Annotated in this window: 12 protein-coding genes; 8 read left to right on the top strand and 4 right to left on the bottom strand. The window is 63.5% G+C overall.

All coding sequences use genetic code 11. The features are described from left to right. Positions 1-223: 223 nt before the first annotated feature. From tssM to WKW82_RS06150, 3 genes are read left to right on the top strand one after another with little or no spacing between them, the layout of a single operon-like run. A complete protein-coding gene (gene tssM / locus WKW82_RS06160; protein WP_340341363.1) occupies positions 224-4,084 on the top strand; it encodes a type VI secretion system membrane subunit TssM in 3,861 nt (1,286 codons plus the stop codon). Continuing rightward, on the top strand, positions 4,081-5,076 hold the full coding sequence (tagF, locus tag WKW82_RS06155) for a type VI secretion system-associated protein TagF (RefSeq protein WP_340341362.1): 996 nt from the start codon (positions 4,081-4,083) through the stop codon (positions 5,074-5,076). Before tssM ends, tagF begins: the two co-directional genes overlap by 4 nt. Position 5,077: 1 nt before the next feature. Next, the gene (locus tag WKW82_RS06150) at positions 5,078-5,917 is read left to right on the top strand and encodes an OmpA family protein (RefSeq protein ID WP_340341361.1); all 840 of its coding nucleotides are present in this window, start codon (positions 5,078-5,080) and stop codon (positions 5,915-5,917) included. Positions 5,918-6,009: 92 nt separating this feature from the next. On the opposite strand, the gene tssA is transcribed toward WKW82_RS06150, so the two are convergent. The 4 genes from tssA to tssJ form a co-directional block, all read right to left on the bottom strand. After that, positions 6,010-7,119: a type VI secretion system protein TssA gene (gene tssA, locus WKW82_RS06145; protein ID WP_340341360.1), complete on the bottom strand. Its 1,110-nt coding sequence runs from the start codon at positions 7,117-7,119 to the stop codon at positions 6,010-6,012. 14 nt (positions 7,120-7,133) lie between these two features. Further along, positions 7,134-7,925, bottom strand: a complete 792-nt coding sequence (gene icmH, locus WKW82_RS06140; RefSeq protein WP_340341359.1) for a type IVB secretion system protein IcmH/DotU — start codon at positions 7,923-7,925, stop codon at positions 7,134-7,136. A gap of 61 nt (positions 7,926-7,986) precedes the next feature. Next, entirely contained in the window at positions 7,987-9,333 is a 1,347-nt protein-coding gene (gene tssK / locus WKW82_RS06135; RefSeq protein ID WP_340341358.1) for a type VI secretion system baseplate subunit TssK, read from the bottom strand. Between the two features lie 96 nt (positions 9,334-9,429). Next, positions 9,430-10,104, bottom strand: coding sequence for a type VI secretion system lipoprotein TssJ (gene tssJ, locus WKW82_RS06130; RefSeq protein WP_340341357.1), 675 nt, complete (start codon positions 10,102-10,104; stop codon positions 9,430-9,432). Positions 10,105-10,230: 126 nt separating this feature from the next. On the opposite strand from tssJ, the gene WKW82_RS06125 reads away from it, so the two are divergent. From WKW82_RS06125 to tssE, 5 genes are all read left to right on the top strand, one after another. Continuing rightward, complete coding sequence (locus WKW82_RS06125) at positions 10,231-10,944, top strand: tetratricopeptide repeat protein (RefSeq protein WP_340341356.1); 714 nt, start codon at positions 10,231-10,233, stop codon at positions 10,942-10,944. A gap of 26 nt (positions 10,945-10,970) precedes the next feature. After that, complete coding sequence (gene tssB, locus WKW82_RS06120; protein WP_340341355.1) at positions 10,971-11,486, top strand: type VI secretion system contractile sheath small subunit; 516 nt, start codon at positions 10,971-10,973, stop codon at positions 11,484-11,486. Between the two features lie 4 nt (positions 11,487-11,490). Beyond that, positions 11,491-12,975: a type VI secretion system contractile sheath large subunit gene (tssC, locus tag WKW82_RS06115; protein ID WP_340341354.1), complete on the top strand. Its 1,485-nt coding sequence runs from the start codon at positions 11,491-11,493 to the stop codon at positions 12,973-12,975. Between the two features lie 75 nt (positions 12,976-13,050). Continuing rightward, complete coding sequence (locus WKW82_RS06110) at positions 13,051-13,554, top strand: Hcp family type VI secretion system effector (protein WP_340341353.1); 504 nt, start codon at positions 13,051-13,053, stop codon at positions 13,552-13,554. A gap of 93 nt (positions 13,555-13,647) precedes the next feature. Next, a complete protein-coding gene (gene tssE, locus WKW82_RS06105) occupies positions 13,648-14,142 on the top strand; it encodes a type VI secretion system baseplate subunit TssE (protein WP_340341475.1) in 495 nt (164 codons plus the stop codon). The last annotated feature ends 1 nt before the right edge of the window (position 14,143 follow it).

Genomic DNA, 14,143 nt, shown 5'->3' with positions numbered 1-14,143 from the left:
GAGTTGCGCGCCGCCAAGAATGCGGTGCGCAGGGCAGCCAAGGGAGTAGATAAAAATGAATCGACCGCACAACGTGCCGGGCGATGGATCTGACTGTCACGGCGTCTCCGACGCCGCGTCCGCCAACCAATCGACATCATCATCCAGCCGCTGCGCCATGTGCGCGGCTCCGGGCCGCACGCGCCTTGCCGTGATTACGGCCGCATCGCGGCACGGCTGAGTCATGAGTCGCTTCTTCAGTTTCCTGCTGGACACGCGCACGCTGTCCGTCATCGGATTCCTGGCGCTCGCCGGGGTCCTGTTCCTGGGCGCGCAACAGCTCGAGCTTGCCTTGATCTATGCCGTGGCCGCGTTTTCCGTGGCCTTGGCCATTTGGCTGGTGGTCTGGCTGATCCGCCGCTGGCGCAGGCGGAAGGCCAACCAGGAGCTCGGCGACATGCTGGAGCACCAGGACGAAACTGCCCCGGTCACGCCCATTGCCGACCCCGCGCGACGTGCCGAGATCGAAGCGTTGCGCGCCCGCATGATCGCGGCGGTCAAGACCATCAAGACCTCCAAGATCGGCCAGGTCTCCGGCAACGAAGCCCTGTACGAACTGCCCTGGTACATGGTCATCGGCAACCCGGCCGCCGGCAAGAGCACGGCCATCCTTAATTCCGGCCTTCAGTTTCCTTTTGCCGAAAAGGGCAACGCGGTCATCCAGGGCATCGGCGGCACGCGCAACTGCGACTGGTTCTTCACCACCGAAGGCATCGTGCTCGACACGGCCGGCCGTTACTCGGTGCACCAGGAAGACCGCAAGGAATGGTTCGGCTTCCTCGACCTGCTCAAGAAGTACCGGCCCAAGGCGCCGATCAACGGCATCATCGTGACGGCCAGTGTGCCGGAACTGATCGGCAACCGGCCCGACTTCGCGATCGAACTGGCCAAGAGCCTGCGCGAGCGCGTGCAGGAACTCACCGAGCGGCTCGAGATCTTCGCGCCGGTCTACGTGATGTTCACCAAAGCCGACCTGATCACCGGCTTTGCCGAGTTCTTCGGTGACAGCGACAAGGTCGAGCGCGACCGCGTCTGGGGCGCGACGCTGCCCTACGAGCATGATGAGAAGCAGGACGCGGTCGCGTTGTTCGACAAGCGCTTCGACGAGCTCTACACCGGCCTGAAGGAAATCAGCGTGGCCCACATCGCCACGCGTCGCAACACCAATCCGTCGCCCGAACTGCTGATCTTCCCGCTGGAGTTCGCCGCCACCAAGCCGGCGCTGCGCGCGTTCCTGGCCACGCTGTTCGAGAGCAATCCCTTCCAGTACAAGCCCATATTCCGCGGCTTCTATTTCACCAGCGCGCTGCAGGAAGGCACGCTGCGCAGCCTGTCGACCGAACGCATCGCGTCACGCTTCGGGCTGCGGCTGACCGACCCGGCGAGCAAGGCGAGGGAGGTGTATTCGCAGAACGGATTCTTCCTGCGCGACCTGTTCTCCAAGGTCATCTTCGCCGACAAGAAGACCGTCCGGCAGTTCTCCAGCCCGCTCAAGACGCGGCTGCGCTACCTGGTCTTCTTCGGCTTCGTCACTGCGCTCGGCTTGATGCTGGGCGGCTGGACCTGGTCCTACCTGGGCAACGGGCAACTGGTCGAGAACGTGCAGGCCGACCTCGACAAGGTCGGCAAGCTGCAGGCCAGCGGGCCCGGGCTCAAGGCGCGCTTCGAAAGCCTGGGCATCCTGCAGGACCGGATCGAGCAACTCGAGAAATTCCGCAACGATCGCCCGCTCGCGCTGTCGCTCGGCCTCTACCAAGGCAACACGCTGGAAGACAAGCTGCTGTCCGAGTACTACGGCGGCATCAAGCAGATCATGCTGGCACCCGTATCGGAGAACCTGCAGGCTTTCCTGAAAGAGGTCAACGCGCATCCGGAATCGTTGAAGAAGCCCGTCGTGCCGAATGCCGATGGCACTGCGCCAACGGCGACGCCCGTCGTCGCGACCCGGGCGATCCCGCGGCCTGTCGACGCCGGCGGCCTCTATGCCGGCTCATCGCCCACCGATGTCCAGGACACGTACAACGCCCTCAAGACCTACCTCATGCTGGCCGACAAGCGGCATGTCGAGACGGCGCACCTGACCGACCAGATCTCTCGTTTCTGGCGCGTCTGGCTCGAGGCCAACCGCGGCGACATGACCCGCCAGCAGGTCATCCGCGACGCCGAGCGCGCGATCAGCTTCTACTTGAGCCGCGTTGGCGACGACAACTGGCCGGTGCTCACGGACATCAACCTCACGGCGGTCGAGCAAACGCGCGATGCCTTGCGTCATGTGGTGCGCGGCATGCCGGCACGTGAGCGCGTCTACGCCGAGATCAAGGCGCGCGCATCCACCCGCTTTGCACCGATGACCGTGTCACGCATCATCGGCGGCAGCAACACGGCCGAGAGCGGAGCAGTCATCGCGGGCAGCACGGCGATCTCCGGCGCCTTCACCCGCGAAGCCTGGCAGCAATACGTCGATCAGGCCATTCGCGACGCGGCCAATCGCGAGACCTCCAACAAGGACTGGGTGCTGAACGTCGCCAGCAACGACGACCTCACGCTCGAGGGCAGCCCGGAGCAGATCCGCAAGACCCTGGTCAACATGTACAAGCTCGAATACGCGAAGGAGTGGAAACGCTTCTTGCAGGGCATTGCCGTGCGCGACCTCGCCAATTTCGACCAGGCCGTCGGCGCGATGAACGTGCTGGGCGACCCGCAGAACTCGCCGATCCGCAAGGTGTTCAACACGGTCTACGACCAGACCTCGTGGGACAACCCGTCGCTGGTCAATGCCGGGTTGAAAGAGGCCAAGACCGGCGCCGTCGCATGGGTCAAGGGCCTGTTCTCGCGCGCCACGCCGTCGCAGTTGAACGTGAACGTCAACGTCGATACGAGCAACCCGGTCGAGATTCCCATGGGGCCGGTGGGCAAGGAGTTCGCGGGCGTCGGCCGCATCGTCGTGGAACGCGACAACACCTCGCTGCTGAAAGGCTATCTGGGCTCGCTGTCGAAGCTGCGCACGCGCTTTAACCAGATCAAGAACCAGGGCGACCCCGGCCCGGGCGCACGCCAGTTGATGCAGCAGACGCTCGACGGCAATGGCTCCGAACTGGCCGACGCGCTCAAGTACGTGGACGAGCAGATGCTGACCGGCATGGACCCTTCGCAGCGCCAGGCCTTGCGGCCCTTGCTGGTGCGTCCGCTGCTGAGCGCGTATGCGGTGACGATCCAGCCGACGGCGGTCGAACTGAACAAGGTCTGGAGCGCACAGGTCCAGCAGTTGTTCCAGCAGTCGCTGGCGACCAAGTACCCGTTTGCCGCCCGCTCCACCATCGAGGCTGCGCCGGCCGAGATTGCGCAGGTGTTCGGGCCGGAAGGCGCGATCAGCAAGTTCGTGGCGACCACGATGGGGCCGCTGGTCAATCGGCGTGGCGACTTGCTGTCGGCACGCACCTGGGGCGATGAGGGCTTGCGCCTGAATCCTGAGTTCGTGGGCGGCTTTGCGCAATGGGTCGCGCCGCTGGCCGGGGGCGCAGCTTCTGGCGGAGGCGCGGCAGCAGCCCAGCCGCAGACCCTGTTCCAGATCCTGCCGCAGCCGTCATCGGGCCTGACCGAATACGTGATCGAGATCGACGGCCAGCAACTGCGCTACCGCAATACGCCGCCGCAATGGTCCAACTTCGTCTGGCCCAATGCGCAGGGCACGCCGGGTTCGAAGATCTCGGCCGTGACCTTCGATGGAACGACGGTCGAGTTGATCAACGAGCCGGGCAACTTCGGGCTGGAAAAGCTCTTTGCCACCGCGCAGCGCAAGCGCTTGCCTGACGGCAGTTTCGAGTTGACCTGGGCCAAGGGCGCAGCCTCCGTCTCTGTGAAGCTGCGGCTGATCCAGAGCGCGCAGGCTGGGGCCAGTGGCTCCGACTCGCCGCAAGGCAGGGGCCTGCGCGGCGTCACGCTGCCCTCGACCGTGGCCGCTGCAGGCCCCGCGGCCTTCGCGCCGGGTGGAGCTGCGCCGGTACCAGTGTCGGTCGGCGCAACAACGCAGGGAGTCACCCAATGAGCCAATTGCAACTCCAGGCCCAGCAGATGTCCTACTTCGGCAAGCTGCCGATGCGCGGCGATTTCGTGAAGGGCATCTACAACCCGCAACTGCTGCGCGTGCTCGACAACTGGCTGTCGCAAGGCATGGAACTGTTGTCCGAGGATCCGCGCTGGAAGCTCATCTACGACGATGCGGCGCCACTGCATTTCGTCTGCCTCGGCTCGCGCAGCCGGCTGGCGATTGCGGGCCACGTGCGGCCCAGTCATGACGAGTCGTCGCGTCGCTACCCGTTCCTGGTGGCGGTGCCGCTGGATGTCGACAAGGCCATCGACTTCATGAGCGGCGCCCCGGCACTGCTGCAGCCGTGGTGGGACCGGGTGTCGCGACGTGTGGGCGAGCTGGCGACCAGCAGCGACATCGAGACCGACCTGCGCAGCCTCGAGACCGAGTCCTTCCACGTCGAGACCGCCTTCAAGGGCTCCGCTGCGCACGTGACCTACCAGGACTTCATTCGCGACTACAGCCTGCTGCGCATCGAGCAGTCGCTCAATTTCGACGGACACAAGGTGTCATTGCGGCGCATGACGCTGGCGCTGGGGCTGCTGCTCCAACCCGTCATGGCCAGCACGGTGTCGCATCTGGAGAAGGGGTTGACCTTGCCGTTGCCGCGCGATCCGTTCCTCCAACCGATGGTGGCGACGTTCTGGCTCGACATCGTGACCCGGTTCTTCGCGAAGGCGGACTTTGAACTGGTGCTCTGCGTCTCTGCCATCAGCGGGCTGCCGCGCCTGATCATCGGGTTCAACGGCCTGTCGCCGCGGACGCTGCAAAGCGTCTTGCACCTGCACGTCCATGCCAAGCAGAACATCGAGATCGACAACCCGGAATGGGTTGAGGAAAGCATTCACAGCAACTACGCGATGTACAAGCTGGTGAGCTATCTCGAGCAGCCGCAGCTGCCGCTCGAGATCGTGTTGTCCGCGTTTCGCGAAGTCTTCATCGGGGATTGAGATGCGCAAATTGAACATCGCGTCGTTGCGCGTCCTGGCATGGGCCGGGGTCCTTGCGTTGTCGCCGCTGGCCCAGGCGCAAGCGCCTGCCACCGGGCCTGCGCAGGGGGCGAACATCGAAAGCCAGGGCGGTGGCGCCGGCAAGACCGAGCAGGTCGTGGCGGGCGGCCATGTGCCCGACGAGGCAACGCGCGCTGCAGTCATCGCCGCTCTGCGACAGGTCTATGGCGCGGCCAACGTGGTCGACCGGATCGAGGTCGTCAGCTCTGTCGGAACGCCGGCCAATTGGTCGGCGAACGTGCAGAAACTGCTCAACCCTTCGCTCAAGCAGATCCACCGCGGGCAATTGCAGATCGTGGGCACGCAGATCACTGCGCAGGGGGAAGTCGGCAATGAAGCGCTGCGCCAGAAGATCGTCAGCGACATGGCCAGCGCGCTGAACCCGACCTACACCATCAAGAACAGCCTGCGGGTACCGGTCTCCGAGCAGGTCGTGGTGGACCAGGTGCTGGGCAACCGTATCGTCGAGTTCGAAGTCGGCAGCGCAACGCTCACCGCCAAAGGGCGAGCCATCATGGACGAGATGGCGACGGCGCTGGCCAAGCTCAGCAACAAGTCGGTGGCGATCATTGGCCATACCGACAACTCCGGCAACCGCGCCTCGAACCTGGCATTGAGCCAGGCGCGAGCCGAGGCGGTCAAGGGCTATTTGGTGGGCAAGGGCATCGATCCTGCCAGCATGAGCACCAGCGGTGTCGGACCGGACCAGCCGGTAGCGGGCAACGACACGGAGGCGGGTCGCGCGCGCAATCGGCGGATCGAGTTCAGACTCGGGCGCTGAACGACTCAAGGGGCGAGGTCCGTGCCACGCCACGCAGAGTCATGAGCTGATCGGTGCCTTTTTCGCCAGCGCGCTACAGCGCGCCGGCGGACTCAGCGGCCCTCTTGTGCCGCCTGCCCGCTTACGCCGAGCAGGTCTTCCAGTTGCGCGAGTTCCTGCTCGTTCTTGACCACGTTGCGCAGCCATGCATGCAATGACATGTCGGCCCATGCCGCAGCCTTCTTGGCCATGTAGGCCGTCGGGCTGGACGGTTCGGTGCGCTCGAAAAAGTTGGCCACTTCGTTGAGTTGCGCGATAGCCTGCGCCCGGGTGTGAATGCCGCCACGCTGTGGGGCGATCATCGCGCCAGGCGCTTCGCCGATGGGCGTTGACAGCATGCGCTCGACGCGTTGCAGCGATTCGTCGCTGGCGATGGGCGCAGGCGGCACGGCGACGCGCCCCAGCGCAACACCGGCATCGCGCGCGAAGCGCTCCACGGTGGCGCGCGTGGACTCCAAGGTATCCTTGACCCGCGAGAAGCTCGGCCCGTTCGAGTCAGTGCGCGCGTCGAAGACTTGCTCGAAGCGCTTCACGGACGACTCGCAGGCGACCAGGTCGGCATGCACCGCCTGCAGGAACTTCGCCGGTGTCGCGCGACGTACGCGGTCGAACTGATCGGTCGTGATCTTGCCCCGCGTCAGTTCGTCGCCGTCGGAGGGCGTGCGTTTGACGGCCTGGTCCAGGGCAAGGGCTTGCTCCCAGGCGTGCACGCCGTACGAGACCTTTCCGTCGTTCACGATGGGCGCGCGTCGCACCAGCTCGATGGAACGCGATGCCAGCCAGCTGACGCTGCCAAAGCGCATGTCCATGTCGCCGTCTTCGGCTTGCGGATGCAGGTCGTCCCAATGACGCTCGCAAAGGCCGGTCAGCAAGCGGTAACCGTCGTTCAATCCGGCAAAGCCCTGGCGGCTGGCCAGTGCGTCGGTGAGCCAGACGCCGAGCCGGAGATCCTTGGTGGATTCGGTCAACAGCTTCTGCGACTCGGCGATGACGAAGGGCCAGTTGGCTTCCTTGAGATCGATCACCCAGTCGCCCTGCTCGAGCGTCGGGTCATCCTGCAGGCGCGCGTTCTGGATCGCATCAAACTGGGGCGAGAAGAGCATGTCCGAGCCGCAAGGCAAGGGGCCGGCGATCGGGGCAAGCAGCGCGTCGAGGTCAAGCATGGTTTCAGCAGTCGTCAGGGCAGGGAGATCGTGAGGTTGGCCTGGCGCGGGCCCAGTCGAACGATGTCCTGGTAGCGTTCCAGTGCGGATTGCGTGGTGTTGGACAGGTGAAGGGACAAGCCGATGAACGCGACCAGGGCGATCAGCGAGAACACCGAGGCCACGACCCACTGCGGCGCCTCACGCTTGAGTGTGTGCGCGATCTTGTCGGGCAAGGGCCAGTGCGGTGCGAAGGGCGTGCGCTTGCCCTTGATGTTGGCGATCTCGTCCCCCAGCCGGGCGGTGAGGTAGGCCAGCTTTTCAGGGCCTTCGAGGATGTACTTGCCCTGGAAGCCGAGCAGCAGGCACATGTAGAACACCTCGAGCGTCTGCACGCGTGACGCGCCCTGGGCTCGTTGCGCCTCGAGCATGTGAAAGAAGTTCTCGCCGGCGATCTGGTCGCCGAACAGTGCGAGCTGAAGCGGCCGGCGTTCCCATTCCGGCTGGATCGCAAACTCCGGTGACGCCAGGACGAATTCGTCGACGACGGCGCAGAACGCGTACTTGCAGGCGTGGACTTCCTCGGCACCGGCGCCGAGCTTGCGCGCATTGCGCTCGAACTCCGCGAGATAGCTGCGGATGCCGCCAAGGAACTGTTCGGCCTGTGCCGGCTGCTGCTTCTTCTTGATAAGGAACAGCATGACAAAGCCGTCGTACAGGATGTCGAGCAATGATGAGTCCTGGCCGGGGAGGGCGCCGGCGGGCGTGAATCCCGTGGGCGGTGCGTCATCGCCGAAAAGGGAGGGCGGGCGTGCCGTGGTGTTCATATCGAAGCCTCTGTGCTGTGCGCTGCGGTGCGTGCTGTCTTGGGGTGATCGTTCCCGGTACTCACGATGTCACCGCAATCAGTTCAAGTTGCATGTCGGGAATGCCGGTCGGCGCGTAGATGGCGACGCTTTGCGCTTGCAGCATGCGCTCGTAGAGCGGGCTCTTGGTGTCGACCGCGAAGTAGCAAGCGCCAGCGCGGATCGGAATCGCAGGCGGCACTTGCGGCGCGTAGACGAGGCGCACGCCGGGCATGGCGGAGAGCACCAGCTTGTCGACGTCTTCCGGCGCGCCGATCTTGAAGCGCGCGGGCACGGCCTCGACCAATTCCGCCGCCGGCATGCTGGCGGTGACGGCCATGTAGAAGACCGTCTTCTCGTCGATCTTGCCGGAGTCGAGCCGGCCCATGTGAAAAGCGCGGCGCGTCTCGGTCAGCGTGATCGCGAAGTAGCGCGTCGAGATCACGGTGTCGAGCAGGTCGCGGATGATGTGGTCGAGTTCGGCGAACGCAGCGCCGGGCTTCTCGTGGTCGTAAGTGGGCAGGTCGTTCAGCGTGTAGGTCTTGGCAAAAGTCATCAGCGCGCCGGCGAGGTTCAACAGCTCCTGGAACAGTCGTTCAGGGTGCAGCGCCGGATGTCGAAAGAGATGCGACAGCGACGCGAACGCCGAGTTGGCGGTGTGCAGCAGCCAGAACGAGGCGATGTCGCCCGAACGGAACTCGATGATGTTCTTGCTCGGCTCGCGATGGATGCCGTAGAGCGAATTGACCTTGGCCTGCAGCACGTCGAGCAGACGGCGCAACTGCTGGTAGACGGTGGGCGATGTATCCACGCAAATACATGGCGGTACGAAGGACTGATCGAGCTCGAAGCCGCCCGATGCCGTGCGCCGGATGCGCACCACCGGAATCGAGACGAACTGCTCGCGCGGCTCGGAGTCGGCCAGCAACTTCACCCTCTTGCGCAGGTAGACCACTTCGGCGTTGACCGCATCGGTGAAGAGATCGGGGCATTGCGTCGCGTCGCTGACATAGCGGGTGGCGAATGCGCTCTCTTCAGGTTCCTTGTAGTTGTGCCCGAGTTCCCGAACCGGATGGAGCACTAGGTAGAAGGTGATCTCGTTCTGGCCTGGGCTCAGCGTGTCGAGAGAGATCGGGGGCGGCAGCTTGTCCACATGCGGCGCCGAATACGGCTCGCCATCGGGGAACACGACTGACAGCTCCGACGCGCGCAGCATGCCGCTGGCCAACGCGTCCAGGTCGAAACTGAACGAGCGAACGCCCCAGTAGTACGGATGCAGCGATTGCGCGGTGTTGTGAAGGCGCGCCTCATGGTAGGCGTCCTGACGCTGGAAATGCTGAGGGCGCAGAAACAGACCCTCGCCCCAGAGAACCTTGGCGGCATAGCTCACGACGAATCACTCCCTTGAAAAACATTTGCCGCGACGGGTATGGCTCCCTTGGCGCGGCGAAAAAACGGTCGCAGTATCTCATGCGACCCCGGAACTTCAGGTCTTGCAGTTGACCTGCGCGAGTCTGTTGTAGTTGCGCGGCGGCTCGCTCTGCCCATGACCCTGGATGTCGAGCACGGCGCCTTGCGTGACGGTGAGCGCGCAGGCGTGCGCGCCGATGACGACGCCGGTCTTCTCCGCCTCGGCGGCATCGAAGGCGACCCGCCATCGTTGCCCGCCAGGAGAATGGAACAGCACCACGATGCCCATCGCGTTGACTGTGCGCGGCAAGATCTCGCTCAGGTTGAATTGCCGGTCCGGAATGAGCGTGATGTCGCGGCTTTCGATCAGGTCGTCGCCAAGAGCGGCCTTGTCGCGACCCGCAGTGACGAAGGCATCGAAAGGGGCCTGGTAGAACGCCGTGGTGTCCTTCAGCTTGTAGATGCGCATCACTGCCGACAAGGGGCGCCCGTTGTCTCCGGCATTCAGGTTGTTCCCGGTCGCGATCGAGACGGGGACCTTGCGTGGCGGCTTCTGCATCTCGGGCAACTCGGGCTTGGTCAGGCCGCTGACTTCGAGCGCGACCTTGGCGACGGTGCCCAGTGTGGCCACCGGCGATGCGCAGCCCGCCAACACCGCTGCACACAGCAGCGTCGCAAGGAATCGGTATCGCGTGGCGCGCGCTGACTTGCACTGCGGCGAGGCCGCATGCGTGACGGATCGAGTCCGCATCGTGTATTTCTCCCTCATGTTTGGTACGTGCCGTGGGCGACCCGTAAGCAATTTGTAGTATCGTTCGGCCGGACCGGAAAAGGCGATGGGCCTTTCCGACAAAACAGAAGACTTCAGGGAGTAGTGGTGAACAACAAGCACATTGCCAGTGCGTTGGTGGCGTTTTCTATCGCCACCGGCCTTTTGACCGGCTGCGTCAATCCGCCGACGACAACCGCTGCGGCGCAGTCGTCCGAGGAATTCAGCAAGAGCATGGCGGAAGCCGACCTGGCCGCGGCAGGGGACAAGGCCGGCGACAAGGAACGCGCCATCGGCCTGTACCAGAAAATCGCGACCCAGAACCCCAGCCGCGGGGAACCCTGGTCACGCATCGCCCAGATCCACTTTGCGCAGGGCAATTACAGCCTCGCAATCGTCGCGGCAGAAGAAACACTCAAGCGCGATCCATCCAACCGGCAAGCCAAGAGCGTCACGGCCGTGGGCGGCCTTCGCCTGGCGGCCCGGTCGCTCGAGGACCTGCGCAAGGACAGTTCGGTGAGCGGCGATACAACTGCCGATGCGCAACGGCTTGCGCAACTCCTGCGCGAGACCTTGGGCACCTCGGTGCTGGTTCCTGCGACGGAGCCAGCGCGCACCACGACGCCGGTGCGTCGGCCGCGGCCTCTCAAGCCCGCAAAAGCGCCTTCCGCGCCGTCCGCGGATGCGGCGGCTTCGGGACCTTCCATTGCTCCCGCGCCTGCCACGACCGTCAAGCCCGTGACACCCGCCAAGGCCGCACCTGCCGCGGCACCCGCAGCCCGTTCGAGCGGCGGCGGCAATCCATTCGATGCGTTGAAGTAACTGCGTTTCTTGCAGGGAGGAAATCCATGGCTACCAAAAGACAAAGCGTCCAGAAGCGCTTGCAAAAAGTGCGTCCCCCGAGGGTGCAACTCACATATGACGTCGAGATCGGTGACGGCATCGAACAGAAGGAGCTTCCGTTCGTCGTGGGTGTGGTCGCCGACCTGGCCGGCCAGTCGCGCATCGACCAGTCGAAGCTGAGAGATCGCAAGTTCGTCAATGTCGACCGCGACAACATCGACGACGTCATGCAGGCCGTGCAACCGCGCGCTGCATTCCAGGTCGAGAACAAGCTCGATGCGCGCGGCGGCAGCTTCGAGGTGGACCTGACCTTCACGTCGATGGATGCCTTCTCCCCTGACGCCGTTGTCGACCAGATCGAGCCGCTTCGCAAGCTGCTCGACGCGCGTACCAAGCTGGCCGACCTGCGCAACAAGATGGCTGGCAACGGCAAGCTCGAAGACCTGCTGGCCGACGTGCTCGGCAACACCGAACAATTGCAGCGCCTGGGCAAGGACGCCGCGAAGAAGAAAGTAGGCTGAACCGATGAGCGCAGCACAAGCAGCGGCATTCGCCGACAACGCACAGGCCGCCACCAGCCTGCTCGACCAGATCGTCGACCAGAGCAAGGTCGCGAAGTCCGAATCCGAACACTCCCGCGCCCGCGACATCATCGGTGAGCTGGTGAGCCAGGTGCTCGATGGGTCTGTCATCGTTTCCGACAACGTCTCGGCCATGATCGACGCCCGCGTGGCGGACCTCGATCGCCTGATCTCGGCCCAACTGAGTGCCGTGATGCATGCGCCGCAGTTCCAGAAACTCGAAAGCACCTGGCGCGGCCTCGACTACCTGGTCAAGGAAACGCCCACGGGTTCGATGCTCAAGATCAAGGTGCTGAACGCCACCAAGCGCGACCTGGTCCGCGACTTCAAGTCCGCCATCGAGTTCGACCAGAGCTCGATGTTCAAGAAGATCTACGAAGAAGAATTCGGCACCTTTGGCGGTGCGCCGTTCGGGGCGATCATCGGCGATTACGAAGTCACCCGTCAGCCAGAGGACATGTACTTCCTCGAGCAGATGTCGCACGTTGCCGCTGCTGCGCATGCACCCTTCATCAGCTCTGCATCGCCGGAATTGCTGGGTCTGGAGACCTTCTCCGACCTGGGCAAGCCGCGTGACATGGCCAAGGTGTTCGACACAGTTGAATACGCCAAGTGGAAGTCCTTCCGCGACTCCGAAGACTCGCGCTACGTCGGCCTGACCTTGCCGCGCTACCTGGGACGCCTGCCGTACGACCCGAAGGAAGGCACGATCGTCGACAGCTTCAACTTTGTCGAGGACGTCGACGGCACCGACCATTCGAAGTACCTGTGGTGCAACGCAGCCTGGGCCTTCGCGACGCGCCTGACGGCGGCGTTCGATGACTTCGGCTGGTGTGCAGCCATTCGTGGTGTCGAAGGCGGTGGCCTGGTCGAGGACCTGCCCACGCACACCTTCAAGACGGATGACGGCGATATCGCACTGAAGTGCCCGACCGAGATCGCGATCACCGACCGTCGCGAAAAGGAACTGAGCGACCTCGGTTTCATTCCGCTCGTGCACTGCAAGAACTCTGACTACGCCGCCTTCTTCGGCGCCCAGTCGCTGCAAAAGGCCAAGAAGTACAACACCGACAGCGCCAATGCCAATGCCGTGCTGTCGGCGCAGCTCCAGTACATCTTCTCGGTGTCGCGCGTGGCGCACTACTTGAAGGCGATGATGCGCGACAAGATCGGCAGCTTTGCATCGTCGCAGAGCGTCGAGCAGTTCCTGAACCGCTGGATCTCGCAGTACGTGCTGCTCGACGACAACGCGTCGCAGGAGCAGAAGGCGCAGTTTCCGCTGCGTGAAGCTTCGGTCCAGGTATCCGAGGTTCCCGGCAAGCCGGGTGTCTACCGTTCGGTCGCGTTCCTGCGGCCGCACTTTCAGCTTGATGAATTGTCGATTTCGCTACGGCTCGTGGCGGATCTTCCCAAGTCCGTCAACAAGTAAGCCGTGGTGGCTTGCCTGTACGGTGTCAGTGTGTTGGTTGTTTCGTAATCAAAAACTTCAGCAGGAGAGGTAAGAGTGAAAGACATTTACGTCAAATTCGGTAGCCCGGCCATCAAGGGCGAGTCGCAGGATCATGAACACAAGGATTGGATCGAGGTCAACACCTGGCACCACACCATCGTCCAGCCGCGTTCGGCAACTGCTTCCACCGCCGGTGGCCACACCGCAGAGCGCTGCGAACACGGTGAAATGATCTTCACGAAGGACATGGACGTTGTCAGCCCGCTGCTGTACCAGCATGCCTCGGGCGGCAGCACCTTCGACGAAGTCACGATCGAGTTCTACCGCGCCGACGGCGAAGGCAAGCGCGTGAAGTACCTGGAGATCAAGCTCAAGTACGTGCTGATCGCCAGCGTGAGCCCGAGCGTCGTCGAAACCGGCGTGCCGAGCGAATCCTTCTCGCTCAAGTACGCCGCTGTCCAGTGGAAGTACATCCAGCAGAAGATTGGCGGCAACCAGGGCGGCAATTCGCAAGGCGCCTGGAGCCTGACTAAGAACGACAAGACCTATTCGGTCTGAGTCTGATCTGCAGGCAAGAACCGCGGCATTTGCCGCGGTTCTTTTTTGGGCTTGCCGCCTCGCGGCTATCGCCTGAACGCGGGAATAAACACAATGATGGGGTTCGAACCCGGCTTGCTCGACAAGCTGTTTGACGACGATCGTCGCGGACCAGCTTCGCCAGCGTTGCGGAATTTTTCGCTGGAGGATATGAAGAACGTGGTGGCTCGTGACCTCGAGACCTTGCTGAACACGCGCATGGTGTTCACGGAACAGATGCTCGAAGGCTTGGACCAATGCAAGAGTTCGGTCCTCACCTACGGGCTCAATGATTTTTCCGGGCGCAGTCTGGCCAGCTTCAACGACCGCACCTTCATCTGCAGATCGATCGAATTGGCCATCGGCCGGCACGAGCCGCGATTGAAGAACGTCGAAGTGAAGCTGGAGCTCGACGGTCAGTCCAACACGAGCGTCCTGTATTTCAGTATCTCTGCCTTGCTCACATTGCCCGCCATGAAGGAGCCGGTGAATTTCGATGCGCTCCTGCAACCGACCACCCTTCAATATTCCGTGACCCGTGGGGCCAGCAAGGCCCGCAACTACCAATAAA

The organism is Variovorax rhizosphaerae (assembly GCF_037889975.1).
GTDB lineage: Bacteria > Pseudomonadota > Gammaproteobacteria > Burkholderiales > Burkholderiaceae_C > Variovorax > Variovorax rhizosphaerae.
This window is presented reverse-complemented; position numbering and strand designations above follow the sequence as displayed.

Coding starts and splice junctions, on each gene's coding strand:
- tssJ (WP_340341357.1), bottom strand. CDS start 10,104: ATGCGGACTCGATCCGTCACGCATGCGGCCTCGCCGCAGTGCAAGTCA.
- tssA (WP_340341360.1), bottom strand. CDS start 7,119: ATGCTTGACCTCGACGCGCTGCTTGCCCCGATCGCCGGCCCCTTGCCT.
- tssB (WP_340341355.1), top strand. CDS start 10,971: ATGGCTACCAAAAGACAAAGCGTCCAGAAGCGCTTGCAAAAAGTGCGT.
- tagF (WP_340341362.1), top strand. CDS start 4,081: ATGAGCCAATTGCAACTCCAGGCCCAGCAGATGTCCTACTTCGGCAAG.
- icmH (WP_340341359.1), bottom strand. CDS start 7,925: ATGAACACCACGGCACGCCCGCCCTCCCTTTTCGGCGATGACGCACCG.
- tssM (WP_340341363.1), top strand. CDS start 224: ATGAGTCGCTTCTTCAGTTTCCTGCTGGACACGCGCACGCTGTCCGTC.
- WKW82_RS06150 (WP_340341361.1), top strand. CDS start 5,078: ATGCGCAAATTGAACATCGCGTCGTTGCGCGTCCTGGCATGGGCCGGG.
- tssE (WP_340341475.1), top strand. CDS start 13,648: ATGATGGGGTTCGAACCCGGCTTGCTCGACAAGCTGTTTGACGACGAT.
- tssC (WP_340341354.1), top strand. CDS start 11,491: ATGAGCGCAGCACAAGCAGCGGCATTCGCCGACAACGCACAGGCCGCC.